Here is a 17,384-nt window from a genome sequence, read left to right on the forward strand (position 1 = left end):
GTCGTGGTACGAGTGCCCGGTGGATGCTGACGAGCGGGAACCGGCCGCCGACCGGTCACGCCGCGACCGGGTGACCGAGCGCGTCCGGGCCGCCGTTGTCGGAGCCCGGGGCCGAAGCCGCCGGGCCGGTCGGGTGCGGCTGCACCAGCTCGAAGTCGCCGTGGTCATCTCCCTCCAGGCGGGACTCGCCGCGGCGCTCGCCTGGTCGATCGGGCACGACCTGCTGGGTAACCCGTCGCCCGTCTTCGCGCCCTCCGCCGCGGTGGGCACGATCGTCGCCGCGCTCGGCCAGCGCGCCCGCCGCACCGCCGAACTGCTCCTCGGGGTCGGACTCGGCATCGCCACCACCGACTTCCTGCTGACGTTCCTCGGTACCGGGTTCTGGCAGACCGGGTTCATCGTCGGCTGCGCCATCCTGGCCACGCTCCTGCTCTTCGGGCGCGGCGGGGCGGCCGTGGGGCAGGCCGGGGGCACGGCGGTGCTGCTCGCGACCCTGGCTCCGGCCCAGAAGGATCTGGAGTGGCCGCGCATCGTCGAGGCGGCGGTCGGCGGCGCAGTGGGCCTCGTGGTGGTCGCGCTGCTGCTTCCGATCAATCCGATGCGGATCCTCGACCGCGACGCGGCCCCCGTCTACCGGTGCCTGGCCGATCAACTGCGGGAGATCGCCGCCGCCCTGGCGACCCGCGACCAGCAACGGGCGGTCCGCGTGCTGGACCGGCTGCGCGGCATGGGGCCGGACCTCGACCGGATGCACCAGGCGCTCAGCGGCGCCGAGGAGGTGGTCAGCCTCGCGCCGGCCCGTTGGCGACGCCGTCGGGACGTGGAGCGGTTCGCCCGCGCCACCGTGTACCTGGAGCGGGTCATCGAGCACAGTCGAGGGCTGGCCCGCCGGTCGGCGATGGCGCTGCAGTACGACGAGCGGATTCCTCCCGACCTGCCCGCCGGCGTCGGCGACCTCGCCGACGCGGTCGAACTCCTGCGCAGTGAGCACCGGGCGGGGCGTCCCGTCGAGCGAACCCACCAGCGGGTTCGGGACGCCGTGCAGCGGGCCGGCCGAGCCCAGGCGCTGGGGCTGGCGGACTTCGGCGACGCCGTGGTGACCCAGCTGCGTACCGCCGCGAGCGACCTGCTTCGCGCCGCCGGCTGCGACCCCAGCTCCGCGAACCGCGAGGTACGGAACGCGATCCGGCGCGGCGAGGAATCCGTGCGCGGCACCGGGTAGCCGCGCGCCGGGCGCGGTGGATCTGCGCCGGGTACGCCGTGCGGGCGTGACCGGGCCCCACCTTGACAGCGGAACACTCGATTAGGTTAGCCTAACCTCATGTCAGAGCGGACGCCGTTCACCGGCGGCGAGCAGAGCTTGCGGGGGAGCGACCTCCGGTTGGGCTACCACGGGGTGACCGTGGTGCATGATGCGGCGATCACTCTCCGCGCCGGCGCGGTGACCGCTCTGGTGGGCCCGAACGGCAGCGGCAAATCCACCCTGCTGCGCTCCCTGGCTCGGCTGCACCCGATCGCCGCCGGCACGGTGCACCTCGCCGGCGGCGCCACCGCGGCCGGCCTGCCGGCCAAGGAGTTCGCCCGCCGGGTCACCCTGCTCGCGCAGAGCCGGCCGGTGCCCAGCGGGGTCACCGTCCACGACGTGGTCGGCTACGGTCGCCACCCGTACCGGGGGCGGTGGCGCGGCGAGGACCCGCAGGGCCCCGCGGCCATCAGCCGCGCCATGACGGTCACCGGCGTGGCCGCGATGGCCGACCGTCCGGTGGACGAGCTCTCCGGCGGTGAGCTGCAACGGGTCTGGCTGGCGACCTGCCTGGCGCAGGACACGCCGGTGCTCCTGCTCGACGAGCCCACCACCTTCCTCGACCTGCGCTACCAGGTGGAGATCCTCGACCTGATCCGGGACCTCGCCGACGACCACGACGTCGCCGTCGGCGTGGTGCTGCACGACCTCAACCACGCCGCCGCGGTCGCCGACGAGGTGGTGCTGCTGCACGACGGCCGAGTCCGGGCCACCGGAACACCCGGTCAGGTCTTCACCGAGCAGGCCCTCACCGAGACGTACGGCATCCGTATCGAGGTCTCCGCCGACCCGGTCAACGGGCTGGTGACCACCCGTCCCGTGGGTCGGCACCTGACCCGCATCCCGGTCTGAAATCCGAGCACGTCACACACCCACGAGAAAGACTCCGATGAACCGTATCCGCGTTACCGCGATCGTCGCCGCGGCGGCCGCGCTGCTGTTGAGCGCCTGCGGCACCACCGAGAAGAACACCACGCCCGAGAGCTCGGCCTCCGCCGCCGCGACCGGCCCGGTGACCGTCACCGACAGCCGCGGCAAGGAGATCACCCTGAAGGCGCCGGCGACCAAGGTGGTGGGGCTCGAGTGGGGTGAGGTCGAGATGCTCGTCAGCCTCGGCGTCATGCCCGTGGGCGTGGCGGACCCCAAGGGCTACGGCACCTGGGTGACCGCCGCCAAGCTCGACCCGGGGGTCAAGGACGTCGGCACCCGCGGGGAGCCCAGCGTGGACTCCATCGTGGCCCTGCAGCCCGACCTCGTGGTGATGGAGGACGACCGGGGCGGTGCGCTGGTCAACCAGATCGAGAAGTACGTCCCCGTGCTGGTCGCCAAGGGCAGCGACGCCAAGGACAACCTCGGCCGGATGCGTACGGACCTCGGCATGATCGCCAAGGCGGTCGGCAAGACCACCGAGGCCGAGAAGCTGCTCGGCGACTTCGACGCCGCCCTCGCCGACGGCAAGAAGAAGATCGCCGACGCCGGTGCCGCCGGCCGCCCGTTCGCCATCGCCGACGGCTGGAAGGAGGGGAGCACGGTGAGCATCCGGATGTTCGGCCAGGGCGCGCTCGTCTCCCAGCTCGGCATCCAGCTCGGCCTGACGAACGCCTGGACCGGCAAGACCGACGAGGCGTGGGGCCTGGGCCAGACCGACGTCGAGGGGCTGACCGTCCTCAAGGACCCGAACCTGCACTTCTTCTACAACGCCTCCGACGGCGTCGACGTCTTCGCCGACGGCCTCGCCGGCAACGCCATCTGGAAGTCGCTGCCCTTCGTCCAGCAGAAGCACCTGCACCGGATGCCCGACGGCATCTGGACCTTCGGTGGGCCGCTCTCCGGTAAGCAGTACATCGACCAGTTCGTCAAGACCTACGCGGTGTGAACACCCTGACCGCGCCCCCGCGCCCGGAGCCGGCCCTCGCGCCGGCTCCGGCCGGGCCCCTCGCCAAGCCCCGCCTCGTCGGGCTCTTCGTCGCCGCGATCCTGCTCACGCTCGTCGTCGCGGCGGTCCACCTCACCCAGGGCACCTCCGCCGTCGGCGCCCTCGACCTGCTGCGGCTGGCCACCGGCGGCGACGACGAGGCGGCCCGCGTGCTGATCGCCTCCCGGCTGCCCCGGTTGCTCGCCGGCCTCACCATCGGCGTCGCGCTCGGCTTCGCCGGCGCCGCCTTCCAGTCGGTCGCCCGCAACCCGCTCGCCTCGCCGGACACCCTCGCCGTCAACGCCGGCGCCCACCTCGCCATCGTCGCCGTGGCCGCGTTCGGGATCGCGCTGCCCGCGCTGCCGGCTGGCGCCCTCGCCTTCGGTGGCGGCATCGCCGCGGCGGCGCTCGTGCTGGCCATGTCCGCCGGTGGACAGACCGGCACCACCCGGCTCGTGCTCGCCGGCTCGGCCACCGCCATGGCGCTCAGCTCGGTGACCACCCTGCTGCTGCTCCTCTTCGAACAGGCCACCATCGGCCTCTTCGCCTGGGGCAACGGCTCCCTGGTGCAGAGCGACCTGGTCGCGGTCCGCGAACTCGCGCCGGTGATCGGCCTCGCCGTCGTGGCGCTGATGCTGCTCGGGCACCGGCTGGACATTCTCGGCCTCGGCGACGACACGGCCACCGTCCTCGGTCTCGACGTGCGGCGCACCCGGGTGCTGGTGACCCTGCTCGCCGTCCTGCTCTCCGCCGCCGCGGTGACCCTGACCGGCCCGGTCGCCTTCGTCGGCCTCTGCGCGCCGGTGATCGTCCGCCTGCTCGGCCGGGTGGTGCCCGGCGTGCACCGGCACCGGATCCTGCTGCCGCTCTCCGGCATCACCGGGGTGCTCATCGTGCTCGGCTCCGACATCCTGCTGCGGGCCGTGATGGGCGGGCAGGCCGGCGTCGACATCCCCACCGGGGTCGTCACCACCCTCTTCGGAGCGGCCGTCCTGATCTGGCTCGCCCGACGGCACCGCGACGCCGGCCCGACCCGCCGCCCACCCGGCGGCCACGCGGCCGTCCGCAGCTCGACCTTCCACCGCTCGGTGGTCGCCGTGGCCGCGCTGCTCACCGTCGGGGCGGTGCTGGTCGGCATGCTCGCCGGGGACACCTGGGTGCTGCTCGGCGACATCGTCAACTGGCTGAACGGGAACACCGGGCCCGCGTACACCTTCGTGCTGGACCAGCGGTGGCCGCGGGTCGCGGCGGCGTTGCTCTCCGGTGCGGCCCTCGCGGTCGCCGGCACCACCGTGCAGGCGGTCTGCCGCAATCCGCTGGCCGAACCGGGCATCCTCGGCATCACCGCCGGTGCGGGCCTGGGTGCGGTCTCGCTGCTGACCTTCGTGCCGCTGGCCGGCGTCTGGGCCGTCTCCGGCGTCGCCGGGCTCGGCGCCCTCCTCGCCTTCGCCCTCGTCTACGGGCTCGCCTGGCGGGGCGGGCTCAGCTCGGACCGGCTGGTCCTGATCGGCTTCGGGGCCTGGCAGGGCGGCTTGGCCCTGATCACCTTCCTGATCGTCTCCTACGATCCGTGGAACACCGGCAAGGCCCTCACCTGGCTCTCCGGCTCCACCTACGGACGCACCGCCACCCAGGTGCTGCCGGTGGCGATCGCCCTGCTGGTCCTCACCCCGGCCGTGGTCGCGGCTCGGCGGGAACTCGATCTGCTCGCCCTCGACGACGACACCCCCCGGGTGCTCGGCGTCCGGCTGGAACGAACCCGGCTACTCGCCCTCGGGGCGGCGGCGCTGCTCACCTCGACAGCGGTCTCCGCCGTCGGCGTGATCGGATTCGTTGGACTGGTGGCGCCGCACCTCGCCCGGGCGCTCGTCGGTGGCCGGCACGCACGGGTCCTGCCGGTCGCGGCACTGCTCGGCGCGTTGCTGGTCAGCGTCGCCGACACACTCGGCCGTACCGTCATCGCGCCCGCGCAGATCCCCGCCGGCCTGGTCATCGCCATGATCGGTACGCCCTACTTCGTGTGGCTGCTCTGGCGCTCCCGCGCCACCGAGCGGTCCCGATGACGGCGGGGGCGCCTCGCCGGTGAACCGTCGCGGCTGCTCGACGGGGTCCGGGGTGGACGGAATACCGGTTGCCGGTGGGGGATCGCCTGCCTAGCCTGCTGGCTGTGCAGACCCCCACCCTCGCCCTGCGGCGGGCGCACCAGTGAGCAGTCGTCTCCGTGAGATCGCCCGGCATTCGGTGGCGATCGTCGAGTCGGGGCGGTACCGCTCGGGCTCCGGCGTGGAGGTCGACCTCGGCGAGGCGGTACCCGCCGCCATCGCCGGCACCCGGCACCATCTCCCGGACGATGTGCTCGTCCCGCCAAGCGCAGCGGTGGGCGCCGGTGTCGTCGAGGTGACGTACGAGACGACGTTGCAGGCCGCCCGGCGACTCGGGTCCGGCGCCGCGGCCCTGGTGTTCGCCTCGGCGAAGAATCCGGGCGGTGGGTTCCTCGGCGGGGCGAAGGCGCAGGAGGAGAGCATCGCCCGCTCGTCGGCGCTGTACCCGTGCCTGCTCGCCGCGCCGGATTTCTACGCCTTCCACCGGGCCCAGCGGGATCTGCGCTACAGCGACCGGGTGATCTACTCGCCGGGCGTGCCGGTGTTCCGCGACGACAAGGGTGTGCTGCTCGACGAGCCGTACGGCACGTCGTTCCTGACCGCCGCGGCCCCGAACCTCGGCGCGATCGTCCGCAACCAGCCCGAGCACGCCTCCGACGTGCCGGCGGTGCTGGCCCGGCGGGCCCGGCGGGTGCTGGAGGTGGCCGCCGCGCACGGACACCGGAGGATCGTGTTGGGCGCGTGGGGGTGCGGGGTGTTCCGCAACGACCCGGCCACGGTCGCCGGCGCGTTCGCCGAGGCGCTGCGGGCGGTGGGCCGGTTCGACCTCGTGGTCTTCGCCATCCGCGACGGTCTGGCCGGCACCCCGGTGTACCGCGCCTTCGCGGAACGTCTCCCGGGTGCCGCCGCGGGCTAGCCGACCGGCCACCCGGCGGCCCGTCCGTCGGCGGTGCGAGGGCGTCGGCGGGGCCGGCGGCTGCGGGTGGAGGTCCGGCAGCAGCGGACCTCGGGGGTGGGCGGAGGTTCGGACTTTCCGGACGTGCGGCCGTGGGGGAGGGCCTAGCCTGAAGGGCGCCACCGCTTCCTCGGCCGCAGGGAGCGGTTCGGCCGCGAATGGCCGCGACGAGGGCAGGAATGGCTGATCGATGACCGGGGCGAGACCGTCGGGGCTGATCCGGGATCCCCGGTCCTCGAGTCGATCGACGCTCCTGGAACTGCTCCTCGACGTCTTCTACATCGCCACGTTCGCGCAGTTGTCGATGCAGTTGGCCCGGGACCTCTCCTGGCGTGGGCTGGCGAATACGGTAATCCTGCTGCTGGCCGCCTGGTGGACGTGGTCGGTCATCGCGATCGCGACCGACTTCTTCGATCCCCGCGAGCGGGTCATCCAACGGGTTCTCGCCACCGGCATGCTCGGGGTGGGCCTCATGGCGGCGGCCATTCCGAGCGCCTTCGCCGAGCATGGTCTCCTCTTCGCCGGCGCGTACGTCGGCATCCACCTGGCCCGCGGGCTCATGCTGGTGCGGGCGTTGCGCGGGCACTTCGCGCAGCTCCGGGTGAAGCTGTTCCTGTTCTGGTTCGCCTTCTCCGGGCTGCTCTGGCTGGCCGGCGCGCTCACCGATCCGGAATTGCGTCGAGCGTTATGGGCTGCCGCCCTCGTAATCGAATACATCGTCGCCGCGCTGCGCTTTCCGACGCCCGGGCTGGGCCGGGTTCCACTCGAACAGTACGACCGGTTGACCCCGCATTTCGGCGAGCGATACCAGCAGATCGCCATTCTGGTGATCGGCGACCTGGTGCTGGCCTCCACGCTGAAACTCAGCATTCTGGGCTTCGCCACCGCGCGGGTCGTCATCTTCCTGGCGGCTATCGCCGCGGCGCTGCTGCTGTGGCAGATCTACGTGTTCCGGACCGAACTCCTCGTCGAGAAATCGGTGCGCCGGCATCCGCGTCGCGCGGTGCGCCTCGCGCCGTACGTCTACGTCGTTCTGGTGGCCGGGGTGATCGCGACGACCGCCGGAGTGGACCTCGCCCTCGCCGAGCCGTTCGGAAGCACGCACAGCGGTCTGGTCGCGCTCGTGGTCGGCGGCTCGTTCCTGTTCCTGCTCGGACGGGTGATCTTCGAGTACGAGCTCCTCGACCGGCTCTCCCGATCCCGGATCGGCTGGCTGGTGCTGATGATCGCGGTGATGCCGGCGCTGAAGCTGCTGGCCCCGATCTTCGTCGTGATCGTCAACGCCGGCATCCTGTTCGGCGTGACCCGTACGGATGCGTGGCGGGGTCGGCGCGACGCTGCCGCATAGTCCGGAGCCGATCCGCTGAGCGGTTTCATCGACCTGATTTCGTCGTGTCGACATCGAAGGCAGCCGAATCCTTGACTGAGCAACCATGGGACGAGGGTTGACATTCGGCCGCCTTCTGCGTTGGATCAAATAAGCCGTTTGAGGAGCTGCAGGAGAGTCCTCCCCCTGGCCAAGGGGGGCGCCGAAGGAGCAACCTCCCCGGAAACTCACAGGCCCAAGTACTGCAGTTCCGAGGCGCCACTGGAGAGCAGCGGCATGCGCCGCTCACCGAAGGGGGAAGCCGGCGAGAGCCGGGGACACTCTCAGGTACACAGACAGTGGGGACGGAGGGCGCCCGCCGCGTCCAATGGTCAGCCGGCTCATCGTCATGCCTCCGATCCCCCCTCCAGCCCTTCCTCCCGACGCGACTCCGTGACTCCGGGTCGCCGATCGTCCCTGGGCTTGTCGATGACCCGTCAGCGTGGCCGGTTGATCAGCTCTCAATCGAGGAGCGTTGCACCATGTGCGAAACCGATCATCTCGATCCGTCGGGTTACAGCCGTCGGGACCTGCTGGGGCTGCTCGGCATGGCCGGCGCCGGGTTGGCGATCGCCCCCGCGCTGGCGGCGGACCCGGCCCTGGCTGCCGCGTCGGACCTCGCGCTCGACCCGAAGACGATGCCGTCCGATCTCGTCAACTACGAGCCGCCGACGAACCTCGCCGTCGACTCGCAGGCCAAGGATGCCGCGATCTCGTGGATCGACCGCCAGTCGGAGCGGATCGCCGGTCTGAACGACCGGATCTGGGAGTACGCGGAACCCTCGCTGGCGGAGTGGAACTCCTCCTGGGCGGAGGCGCAGTTCCTGGCGGCCAACGGGTTCACGATCGAGTGGGGTGCGGGCGGCATGCCCACCGCGTTCGTGGCCACGTTCAGCCACGGCACCGGCAAGCCGGTGATCGGCTTCAGCGGCGAGTACGACGCGCTGCCCGGGTTGTCGCAGGAGAAGGGGAACCCGAAGCACAACCCGCTGGTCTACCACCATGACCCGTACGCCCCCACGTACGGCTTCGGCCACGGCTGCGGGCACTGCGCGCTGGGTGCCGCGGCTGCCGGCGCCGCGGCGGCGACGGCGGCGGCCATGAAGGCACGCAACCTCGACGGCACCATCAAGTTCTTCGGCTCCACGGCGGAGGAGCAGCTCGTCGGTAAGTCGGTCGCGGTGAAGGCGGGGGTCTACCGGGGGCTGGACGCCTTCGTCGACTGGCACCCGGCCACCAACAACAGCACCAGTTGGAGCTCGGGCAACGCGATGTACAGCGTCGCCTTCCACTTCCTCGGCACCGACGGTCACGGCGGCTCCCCGCTGGAGACCAGGTCCACCCAGGACGCGGTCACGGCGATGGCGATGCTCACCGAGTTCCTTCGCGAGAGCGACATGGCGCACACCGCCCGTATGCACCATGCGATCCGGCAGACGGGGCAGGCGCCGAACGTCTTCCCGACGCTGTCGAGCATCTGGTACTACGCGCGTGAGGGCAGTCCGGCCCGTTCGAAGGTCCTGATGGACAAGATCGTCAAGTGCGCGGAGGCAGCCGCGCTGGCGACCGGCACCCGGATGGAGCACCGCATCATGGGCGGCGTGTGGAACAAGCTCGGCAACAAGCGCGGCGCCGAGCTGATGTACGCCAACATGACGCAGGTCGGCCCGCCGACGTTCTCCGAGGCCGACCAGCGCTTCGGCAAGGCGCTGCAGCGGTCGAACGGTTCGGCGGAGACCGGCTTCTCGGGCACGATCAGTGAACTTCGACCTCCATCACCGGTCTTCATGGGTGGCGGCTCGACCGATGTCGCCGACATCAGCTGGCAGGTGCCCACCATCTCCATGGGCACCGCGCACCAGCCCGGCGGTACGAAGAACCACTCGTGGCACCACACCGCCACCGCGGCAGCGAACCCGGGGCACGTCTCCATGCTGGCCGCCGCGAAGTACCTCGCGGCCACCACCGTCGACCTGCTGACCCAGCCGACCATCCTGGCCGAGATGAAGGAGGAGTTCGACCGACGCACTTCCAAGATCAAGTGGAAGAGCATGCTGCCGAACGACTATCAGCTCCCGCTCTACGAGCCGCCGAAGTGGTTCCTGCAGCGGACCGGACAGTCCTGGCCCCCGCGCGGGGTCAAGTGGCCGCCCCGGCGGATCGTCTCGACCGAGACCGCTCCGGACCTCGGGCCGGACCTGCCTCCGTCGAACCTTCCCCCGCTCGACTAGCGCAACCCGCGCCGCCGCCGAAGTTCACGTGAGCGGCTCGCGGCGGTGACACCTGGTCCGGTGTGGTGTCGGGGTCGGCCCCGACACCACACCGGATCGGCCGTCTCCGCGCCGACGCCGGAAAGCCGCATATCGGCTCGCCCGCGCCCGCGCCCTGGTTAGGCTGACCCTGCCATGACCCTCGGTGGCCTGCGGCGTGAGGGGCCGGCGCCTTCGTCGCGCGCCGGGTCGCGAGGCGAAAGGAGATCGTCGTGAGCTCGTCTTCGGCGCGGTACCCCGTCGCGGAGGGTCCCGGCACCGTCTCGCAGGCTCCGCAGCTCCCGGCCGGCTTCACCGACACCTTCGCCAGCCACTACGTGGAGGCCGGCGGAGTGCGTCAGCACGTGGTCGTCGGTGGTGCGGGTCCGCCGCTGCTGCTGGTGCACGGCTGGCCGGAGAGTTGGTACGCCTGGCGGCTGGTGATGCCGGCGCTCGCCCGGGACTTCGAGGTCATCGCGGTCGACCAGCGTGGCATCGGGCGCACCGACAAGCCCCGGGAGGGGTACGACAGCGCCACCCTCGCCAACGACCTGGTCGCGCTGATGGACGCGCTCGGCCACCAGCGGTTCGCCGTCGTCGGCCACGACACCGGCTACATCATCGCCTACGCGCTGGCGGCGGACCACCCGGACCGGGTCGAGCGCCTGGTCGTCGCCGAGATCCCCGGGCCGCCGGAGGTGTCCTCCGGACCGCCGCTGTTCCTTCCCGCGCCGGTCAACAACAAGGTCTGGCACATCGCCTTCAACCGGGTCGACGACGAGCTGACCGAACAGCTGGTGAGCGGCCGGGAGGAGATCTTCTACGGCTACGAGTTCGCCATCCAGGGAGGGGAGCCGCTGCCGGACCACGCGCTGCGGTACTACTTCGACCTCTACTCCGACCCCGACGTCCGGCGCGGAAGCTTCGGGCTCTACCGCGCCTGGGACGCCACCCTCGCCCAGAACGAGCAGCGTAAGAGCCGACGGCTCGGGATGCCCGTGCTCGGAATCGGCGGAGAGCAGAGCTGGGGTGACCGCCCCGGGCAGGCCATGACGGCCCTCGCCGACGACGTGCAGACCGTGGTCATTCCCGGTGCCGGCCACTGGCTCGCCGAGCAGGCGCCCGAGGAGCTGCTCGCGGCGCTGACGACGTTCCTGGCTCCGTACCGGGGCGGGACGGCCGGCGGATGACGAGATCACGGTGACCGTGCGGCTGCCGCCCCTCGACGTCCGACGGTGGGTGAACTCGCCACCGCTGACACCCGACGCGCTCGCCGGCCGGGTCGTCCTCGTCGACATCTGGGAGTACACCTGCATCAACTGGATCCGCACCGCGCCCTACGTCAGGGCCTGGCACCGCGACTACGCCGACCGGGGCCTCACCGTGATCGGCCTGCACGCACCCGAGTTCGAATTCGGCAAGCACGCCGAGAACATCGACCGGGGCATCCGGGACCACCAGCTCAGCTATCCGATCGCGCTCGACGACGACTTCACGGTCTGGTCGGCCCTCGAAAACATCGCGTGGCCGGCCCGCTACCTCTTCGACGCGGACGGCAAGCGCGTCGCCCGGTGGATCGGGGAGGGCGAGTACGACCGGACGGAGGCGGTGCTCCGGCAGCTCCTGGTGGACCGGGACCCCGATGTCGAGCTGCCCTCGGTCACCCCGGAGGTGGCTACCTTCGCGGCGACCGAACAGCCCTCGTACGCGGGGGTGACCGAGGAGACGTACCTCGGCGTCGACCGGCGGCTGCCGGGCGCCTTCGAGCTGACCGGCGACTGGCGCGACAGCGGGGACTACGTCGAACTCGTGAGCGGCGCCGGCGAGCTCGCGCTGCCGTTCGACGCCGGTGAGGTGAACCTCGTCGTCGAACCCGGATCGTCCGGCCGGGCCGCGCTGCGGGTGCTGCTGGACGGGCGGCCGGTGGCGGACCGCGGTGGCGCCGACGTCGACGCGGACGGCGTGGTGCGCGTCGACCGGCCGGGCATGGTCCGGCTCGTCGCCGGTGCGGCGCGCGGAGACCACCTGCTCACCCTCGTCGCCGAGGAGCCCGGCTGCCGCGCATACGTCTTCACCTTCGGCCCCTGACCGCGAGAGCGGCCGAGGCGCTCAGGCGAGCAGGCCGGGTCCGCGGCGAACCTAGGGGACCCGGCCGACGGCACCCAGGCCGGCGCTACGCCGGGGGTCGTCGGCGAAGTACTGCGGGTCGTCCGGGGCGGGGCGCCACAGCGGTAGCCACACCACGCCCGGTTCGACGAGTTCCAGCCCGGCGAAGAAGCGCTCGAACTGCGACCGGCTACGCAGACCGAGCGGGGTCGTGGTGCGCCGCCGGTAGATGTCATGGGCGACGTCGAGCTCGTCCTGGTCGTGCCGTACCTCGTCGGTGGTCGCGTGCGACATCACGAGGTGGCTTCCCGGCGCGAGCGCCGCGCGCAGCCGGTCGACCGCGCCGTAGGCGACATCGTCGTCGGGCACGAAGTGCAGCACGGCCGCCAACAGCAGACCGACCGGCCGATCGAGGTCGAGCAGGGCGTTGACCTGCGGGTGCGCGAGGATGCTCGCCGGCTCGCGGAGGTCGCCGTGCACGGCGGCGGCCAGCTCGTTGCCCTTGAGGATCTCCTCGCTCTCCGCCACCGCCACCGGGTCGATGTCCACGTAGACCACCCGGGTCTCCGGCGCGATCTGCTGGACGATCTCGTGGACGTTGCCCACGGTGGGGATGCCGGAGCCGACGTCGAGGAACTGCCGTACGCCGGACTCGGCGAGGTGACGTACGGCGCGCCGCAGGAACGCCCGGTTGGTCCGGGCCAGCTGTGGCCCCAACGGAAGCACCCGCATCATCGCCTCGGCGGCTTCCCGGTCGGCCGGGAAGTTGTGCGTGCCGCCGAGGTAGTAGTCGTAGATCCGGGCCGCGGTCGCCGGCTTCGCCTCGTTCTCGTCGCTCGCACCGACCATGCCGGTCCCCTCCGTCGGTAGTGCGCGGTCCTCCGGGTCTCGCCCGCGCCGCCGGGCGTCAGGTCACCGGCCCCGCACGGACGTCCACAAGGGATGAACCGACACCCTACCGCCGGGTGCGTTCCGGCGCAGCCCCCCGGCGGCCGCCGCACCTGATACGCCGAACGGCCGCCGGGAATCCCCGGCGGCCGCTCGGCTCACGGCTGTGTCGACCGGGTTCAGCCGGCCAGGACCCCACCCTCGATGAAGAGTTCCTGCGCGTTGATGCCGCCGTTGCGCAGCAGGAAGTCGGTCGCGTCGACGATCTCCGCCATCGTCACGAGCCGGCCGATCGGGGTGCGGGCGACGTGCGGGTGGTTGGGCATGTCGCGCCACTTCGGGCTGTCACCGACGATGCCGGAGTGCAGCGCGTTGATCCGGTACGGCGCGATCTCGACGGCGAGGGTCTTCACCAGGCCGGTGAGGCCGGCGTTGTGGGTGGTGACCATCGTGGATCCGGGGTACGGGCGGTCCTTGGCGACGCCACCGAAGAGCACCACCGACGCGCCGGGGCGGAAGCGGTCGCGCAGGACCCGCACCGTCTCGGCGTAGCCGACCAGCTTGATGGTCACCGAGGTGATCGCCGCCTCCAGGTCGAACGCGCCGAGGCTGTTCGGGGTCTGGCTGGTGGCGGTGATGACCAGGTTGTCGACCTCGGTGACGTCGCCGAAGGCGGCGGCGATGGTCTCCGGTCGGGAGAGGTCGGCGCCCAGCCCTCGGGTCGCGCCGCCGATCTCCGCGGCGACCTCCTCGGCGCGCGCCTTGTCCCGGCTGGTGATGACGACGGTGTCCCCGCGGTCCGCGAAGTGCTGTGCGATGGCCCGGCCCAGCCCGTTGCTGCCGCCGACGATGATGGACGTGCTCATTGGCCCTTTTCCTCCCACCGGTCATCCCTTGATCGGCAATTACCGACAGTAGCGCGGCGGCGTTCGGGATCCGCTCCGGGATGCCGGGCGAGCGCGCGGTCCCGCAGCCGGTGGTGGCCGGGGTCACACCGACTTCTCGTGGCGCGGCGAGGAGACCCCGGCGCTGCTGGAGCCGCCGTACCACACGCCGGAGGACACCATCGCCAAGAACATCAGCCTCGAGCGGCTGCAGGTGTCGCTGGAGCTGATCGGTTGCGCCACCTGCGCGACCGCCCGCTGAACGTTCCGCCCGTGGTGCCGGAGCTGGCGCCACGGGCGGAACCCGGGATTCCGGCGGTCAGTCGAGCACCGACTCTCCGCCGGGATAGGCGAACGACGAGCGCGGCGAGTAGAAGCCCCAGACGACCTCCAGCGGATCGGCCGGGCGCAGCGCGTACACCGGGTGCTCGGGCTCGAGGAACTCCAGCGACTCCACCTCGAAGGGGTCGACCGGCTCCGCCACGAAGGGGTAGTTGCCGCTGACGAAGGCGCCGTCGACCCGGGTGAGGTAGCGCAGCTGCCCCCGGTTCACCGCGTCACCGGTGCGCCCGACCCGGGCCGTCGCCCTGATCACGGGCACGCCGTCCGCATCGGTCGTGGCGACCAGCCGCTTGCCCCGTACCTCGATGGTGGTGGTCCCCGCCGTCGCGGGCACGCCGCGGGCGGTGGCGTACGCGCGGACGACCGGACTCGAGTTGAAGTAGTGCGTCCACCAGCGACCGGGAGTGATCCCGTCGGGGGCGTCGACCCCGGAGAGGTCCGGCCCGATGTACGTCAGCGAGTAGGCGCCGAAGCCGGAGGTCTGCCCCGGGTCGTCGACGACGTACTGGTTCATGAAGACCTGCCGGTTCGGTGCGGGCTTCAGCCCGTCGGGCACGAGCGCGGCCACGGCCTCGGGGTCGGCGGGCGTCCACCCGAAGTAGAGCATCCTGCTGTTCACGACGAGCTGCGGAGCGACGAGTTCGGTCACGAGGGGTCCCTTCCGCGTGGCATCGATCTGTAGTCGCGACGCTACGGAGGGGTCACCCGGCAGACAACGACGGATTGCCGACATGCGACGGTCCGGTGCGACGCCGTCCGGCGCGGCTCGACCGGTGTCCCGGCCGGGGCGACGAGCGACGCCCGCCCCGGCCCGGATCCGGTGATCCGCCGTCAGTCGGTGGGAGGCACCTGCTCGGGGGCGCCCCAGCCGTCCGGAACGGGCAGACCTGCCTCCCGTCGGGCCAGCACTGCCGCGCCGATCTGTGCGGCCTGGGCGCCGAAGGCGGAGCGCAGCACCGGTGGCGGCGTCCGCCAGGCGAGGGCCGCCCGGAGGGCGTCGCGTACCGGGTCGAAGAAGAGCGCGCCCGCGTCGGCCAGCCCGCCACCGAGCACGATGCGAGCCGGGTCGATGGTCAGGGTGAGAGTGGCCAAGGCGGTCCCCAGGGCCCGGGTCGCGTCGTCCCACACGGTGCGGGCCACCGGATCGGTGGCCACCGCGTCGGCGATGGCCCGACTGTCCAGTCCGGACGTTCCGCCGGCCCGGGCGTAGCGGCGGGCCAGGCCGCCGGCGGAGGCGTACACCTCCAGGCACCCCCGCTGGCCGCAGGTGCAGGGCTCCCCACCCGGGTAGACCGGGATGTGGCCGACCTCGCCCGCCGAGGCGGTCGCGCCGGAGACCGGCACGCCGTGCACCACCACGGCCGCGGCGATGCCGGTGCCCAGCGGCAGCAGCAGGAAGTTGTCGAGTCCGCGGGCCGCCCCGCCCACCGCCTCGGCGACGCCGGCCGCGCGCGCGTCGTGCCCGACCGCGACCGGAAGTTCGAGGTCGTCGCCGATCAGGGCGCGCAGCGGCACGTTGCGGAATTGGAGGTTGGCGGCGTACCGCACCACCCCCTCGACCTCGTCGACGAGGCCCGGCGTGACCACCCCGATCGCGGCGGGGGTGACGCCGAGGGCGAGCGCGTCGTCGCGCAGCCGGCGGCAGAGCGACCGGACCGCCTTGACCGGGTCGTCGTCCGCCTGCGACGGCACGACCAGCGAGTGCCGGATCTGGCCGTCCTCGCCGACCACGGCGCCCTTGATGGTCGTCCCTCCGACGTCGACGGCGAGGACGCACTGCTCTTCGGGTCGGGTCACGCGATCACCCGGTCACCACGGTGAGGTCCGCGGTGAAGTCGCGGTCCAGCGGGAACATCGGCCGCAGCACGTTCTGGTACGGCAGCCGCAGGAGGTCCTGGTCGACGCCGCCCGGTGTGAGGGCCAGTCGCCAGTCGCCGGCCGCGTCGAAGAGTTCGGGCTCGAGATAGCCGATCTTCACCACGACGAGGTCGACCTGGTCGACCGCGATCCCCAGTCGTGCGTAGGAGCTCAGCAGGCGGTACTGCATCCGGCGGGACGTGACGAGGACACTGACACCGCCGACCCGTACGCTCGCGCACCGCCCGCCGTCGGGGTCGTCGGCGACCGCCTCCAGGATCCCGTCGAGGGGCAGCGGCCCCGGGTCGCGGGAGTCGATCCGCCCGCCCACCGTCACCCGGACCGGTGCGCCGAGCGGCTGGTCGGCGATCTGCGCCACCGCCTCCGGGTCGACCAGCGAGGCGAAGACGGCGCGGCGGGAGCCGTCGCGCAGCTCCGGGCGGGCCAGCATCCGTTCGAGGGCGAAGGTGACGTCGTCGGCGCCGCCCGCGCCGGGGTTGTCGCCCGAGTCGCTGATGAAGAAGGGTCGCCGGGCCGGGTCGGCGACCGCGGCCAGGGCGGTGTCGAGGCACTCGTCCATGGTGCCGGTGGGGGCGACGAAGGCGAACTCCTCGCGGGCCTCCCAGAAGTGGCCGCCGATCTCACGCGCCGCCTCGGCGGTGGCGTCGGCGTCGGTGCCGGTGACCACCACCGCACCCTGACAGCGCGGCTGGTCGGCCCAGGCGAACCCGATCCAGATCGCCGCGTCGACGATGCCGTCGCGCGCCTCGACCTCGGGGATCCGCGCGTAGAGTCCCCGGGCCGGCTCCTCGCGGGTGCTGGTCATCTCGCCCGGCAGCAGGATCGGCACGTGGACCAGAGCCTTGTGCGGGCGCTGCCGCCGGCGCAACGCCTCGACGAGGTTCCGGGCGGCGCGCTCGCGGGTCTCCCAGACGTCGACGTGCGGTGCCGTGCGGTAGCAGGTGAGCAGGTCGCAGGCGTCGAAGAGCACCTTCGAGACGTTGCCGTGCAGGTCCATCGCCGCGGAGACGAACGGCTCCGGCCCGATCGCCGAGCGGACGGCGGTGACCAGTTCGCCCTCCGCGTCGTCGAGCCCGACGACGCTCATCGCCCCGTGGATGTCGAGCAGCATGCCGTCGAGCGGGCCGGCGGCGGCGAGCTTCTCCACCAGCTCCGTGGCCCAGGCCTGGTACGTCGCCGGCTCCACCGCACCGCCGGGCAGGGCCCGGGCGTGCACGAGCGGGATCCACTCGACGTCGATCGCCCAGGGGCGGGCGGGGGAGAGCCAGTCGTATCGGGCCAGCAGCGCGTCGCCCCGAGTGACCTCGAAGTCGTCGGCGCTGCTCAGGTGGGGCGAGAAGGTGCTGGACTCGATGTGGATTCCGCCGATGGCGATGCGGAGTGGGCGTGGCACGGG

At 72.2% G+C, this 17,384-nt stretch carries 14 protein-coding genes and 1 riboswitch; of the genes, 9 read left to right on the forward strand and 5 right to left on the reverse strand.

Features of this window, described 5'->3' with window-relative positions; genetic code table 11:
- Positions 1-19 precede the first annotated feature (19 nt).
- From D7147_RS06575 to D7147_RS06615, 9 genes are all read left to right on the forward strand, one after another.
- Entirely contained in the window at positions 20-1,222 is a 1,203-nt protein-coding gene (locus D7147_RS06575; RefSeq protein ID WP_233562973.1) for an FUSC family protein, read from the forward strand.
- 99 nt (positions 1,223-1,321) lie between these two features.
- Positions 1,322-2,155: an ABC transporter ATP-binding protein gene (locus D7147_RS06580; protein ID WP_120674643.1), complete on the forward strand. Its 834-nt coding sequence runs from the start codon at positions 1,322-1,324 to the stop codon at positions 2,153-2,155.
- A gap of 37 nt (positions 2,156-2,192) precedes the next feature.
- Entirely contained in the window at positions 2,193-3,179 is a 987-nt protein-coding gene (locus D7147_RS06585) for an ABC transporter substrate-binding protein (RefSeq protein ID WP_120674645.1), read from the forward strand.
- Positions 3,176-5,281, forward strand: a complete 2,106-nt coding sequence (locus D7147_RS06590; protein WP_233562974.1) for an iron ABC transporter permease — start codon at positions 3,176-3,178, stop codon at positions 5,279-5,281. The genes D7147_RS06585 and D7147_RS06590 overlap by 4 nt, the downstream gene beginning before the upstream one ends.
- Before the next feature lie 142 nt (positions 5,282-5,423).
- On the forward strand, positions 5,424-6,236 hold the full coding sequence (locus D7147_RS06595; protein ID WP_120674647.1) for a TIGR02452 family protein: 813 nt from the start codon (positions 5,424-5,426) through the stop codon (positions 6,234-6,236).
- Positions 6,237-6,465: 229 nt separating this feature from the next.
- Positions 6,466-7,623: a low temperature requirement protein A gene (locus tag D7147_RS06600; RefSeq protein ID WP_120674649.1), complete on the forward strand. Its 1,158-nt coding sequence runs from the start codon at positions 6,466-6,468 to the stop codon at positions 7,621-7,623.
- A 139-nt stretch (positions 7,624-7,762) separates the two neighbouring features.
- Positions 7,763-7,857, forward strand: a riboswitch (glycine riboswitch).
- 266 nt (positions 7,858-8,123) lie between these two features.
- Complete coding sequence (locus D7147_RS06605; protein ID WP_120674651.1) at positions 8,124-9,872, forward strand: amidohydrolase; 1,749 nt, start codon at positions 8,124-8,126, stop codon at positions 9,870-9,872.
- A gap of 251 nt (positions 9,873-10,123) precedes the next feature.
- Positions 10,124-11,080 carry an alpha/beta fold hydrolase gene (locus D7147_RS06610; RefSeq protein ID WP_120674653.1) on the forward strand — a complete coding sequence of 319 codons (957 nt, stop codon included), beginning with the start codon at positions 10,124-10,126 and terminating at the stop codon, positions 11,078-11,080.
- Between the two features lie 10 nt (positions 11,081-11,090).
- The gene (locus D7147_RS06615; protein WP_233562975.1) at positions 11,091-11,978 is read left to right on the forward strand and encodes a thioredoxin family protein; all 888 of its coding nucleotides are present in this window, start codon (positions 11,091-11,093) and stop codon (positions 11,976-11,978) included.
- A 51-nt stretch (positions 11,979-12,029) separates the two neighbouring features.
- Here D7147_RS06615 and D7147_RS06620 read toward each other — a convergent pair whose 3' ends face one another.
- The 5 genes from D7147_RS06620 to D7147_RS06645 all read right to left on the reverse strand — a co-directional run bounded on the left by D7147_RS06620 (position 12,030) and on the right by D7147_RS06645 (position 17,381).
- Positions 12,030-12,845: an SAM-dependent methyltransferase gene (locus D7147_RS06620; RefSeq protein WP_120674657.1), complete on the reverse strand. Its 816-nt coding sequence runs from the start codon at positions 12,843-12,845 to the stop codon at positions 12,030-12,032.
- A gap of 218 nt (positions 12,846-13,063) precedes the next feature.
- The gene (locus tag D7147_RS06625; protein ID WP_120674659.1) at positions 13,064-13,750 is read right to left on the reverse strand and encodes an SDR family NAD(P)-dependent oxidoreductase; all 687 of its coding nucleotides are present in this window, start codon (positions 13,748-13,750) and stop codon (positions 13,064-13,066) included.
- A 337-nt stretch (positions 13,751-14,087) separates the two neighbouring features.
- On the reverse strand, positions 14,088-14,759 hold the full coding sequence (locus D7147_RS06635; protein WP_233562976.1) for an acetoacetate decarboxylase family protein: 672 nt from the start codon (positions 14,757-14,759) through the stop codon (positions 14,088-14,090).
- 182 nt (positions 14,760-14,941) lie between these two features.
- Positions 14,942-15,907 carry an ROK family protein gene (locus tag D7147_RS06640; RefSeq protein WP_120674661.1) on the reverse strand — a complete coding sequence of 322 codons (966 nt, stop codon included), beginning with the start codon at positions 15,905-15,907 and terminating at the stop codon, positions 14,942-14,944.
- A 4-nt stretch (positions 15,908-15,911) separates the two neighbouring features.
- Positions 15,912-17,381, reverse strand: coding sequence for a M81 family metallopeptidase (locus tag D7147_RS06645; RefSeq protein WP_120674663.1), 1,470 nt, complete (start codon positions 17,379-17,381; stop codon positions 15,912-15,914).
- Positions 17,382-17,384: the final 3 nt, after the last annotated feature.

Source organism: Micromonospora musae (assembly GCF_003626545.1).
Taxonomy (GTDB): domain Bacteria; phylum Actinomycetota; class Actinomycetes; order Mycobacteriales; family Micromonosporaceae; genus Micromonospora; species Micromonospora musae.

Coding starts and splice junctions, on each gene's coding strand:
- D7147_RS06580 (WP_120674643.1), top strand. CDS start 1,322: ATGTCAGAGCGGACGCCGTTCACCGGCGGCGAGCAGAGCTTGCGGGGG.
- D7147_RS06585 (WP_120674645.1), top strand. CDS start 2,193: ATGAACCGTATCCGCGTTACCGCGATCGTCGCCGCGGCGGCCGCGCTG.
- D7147_RS06600 (WP_120674649.1), top strand. CDS start 6,466: ATGACCGGGGCGAGACCGTCGGGGCTGATCCGGGATCCCCGGTCCTCG.
- D7147_RS06605 (WP_120674651.1), top strand. CDS start 8,124: ATGTGCGAAACCGATCATCTCGATCCGTCGGGTTACAGCCGTCGGGAC.
- D7147_RS06620 (WP_120674657.1), bottom strand. CDS start 12,845: ATGGTCGGTGCGAGCGACGAGAACGAGGCGAAGCCGGCGACCGCGGCC.
- D7147_RS06625 (WP_120674659.1), bottom strand. CDS start 13,750: ATGAGCACGTCCATCATCGTCGGCGGCAGCAACGGGCTGGGCCGGGCC.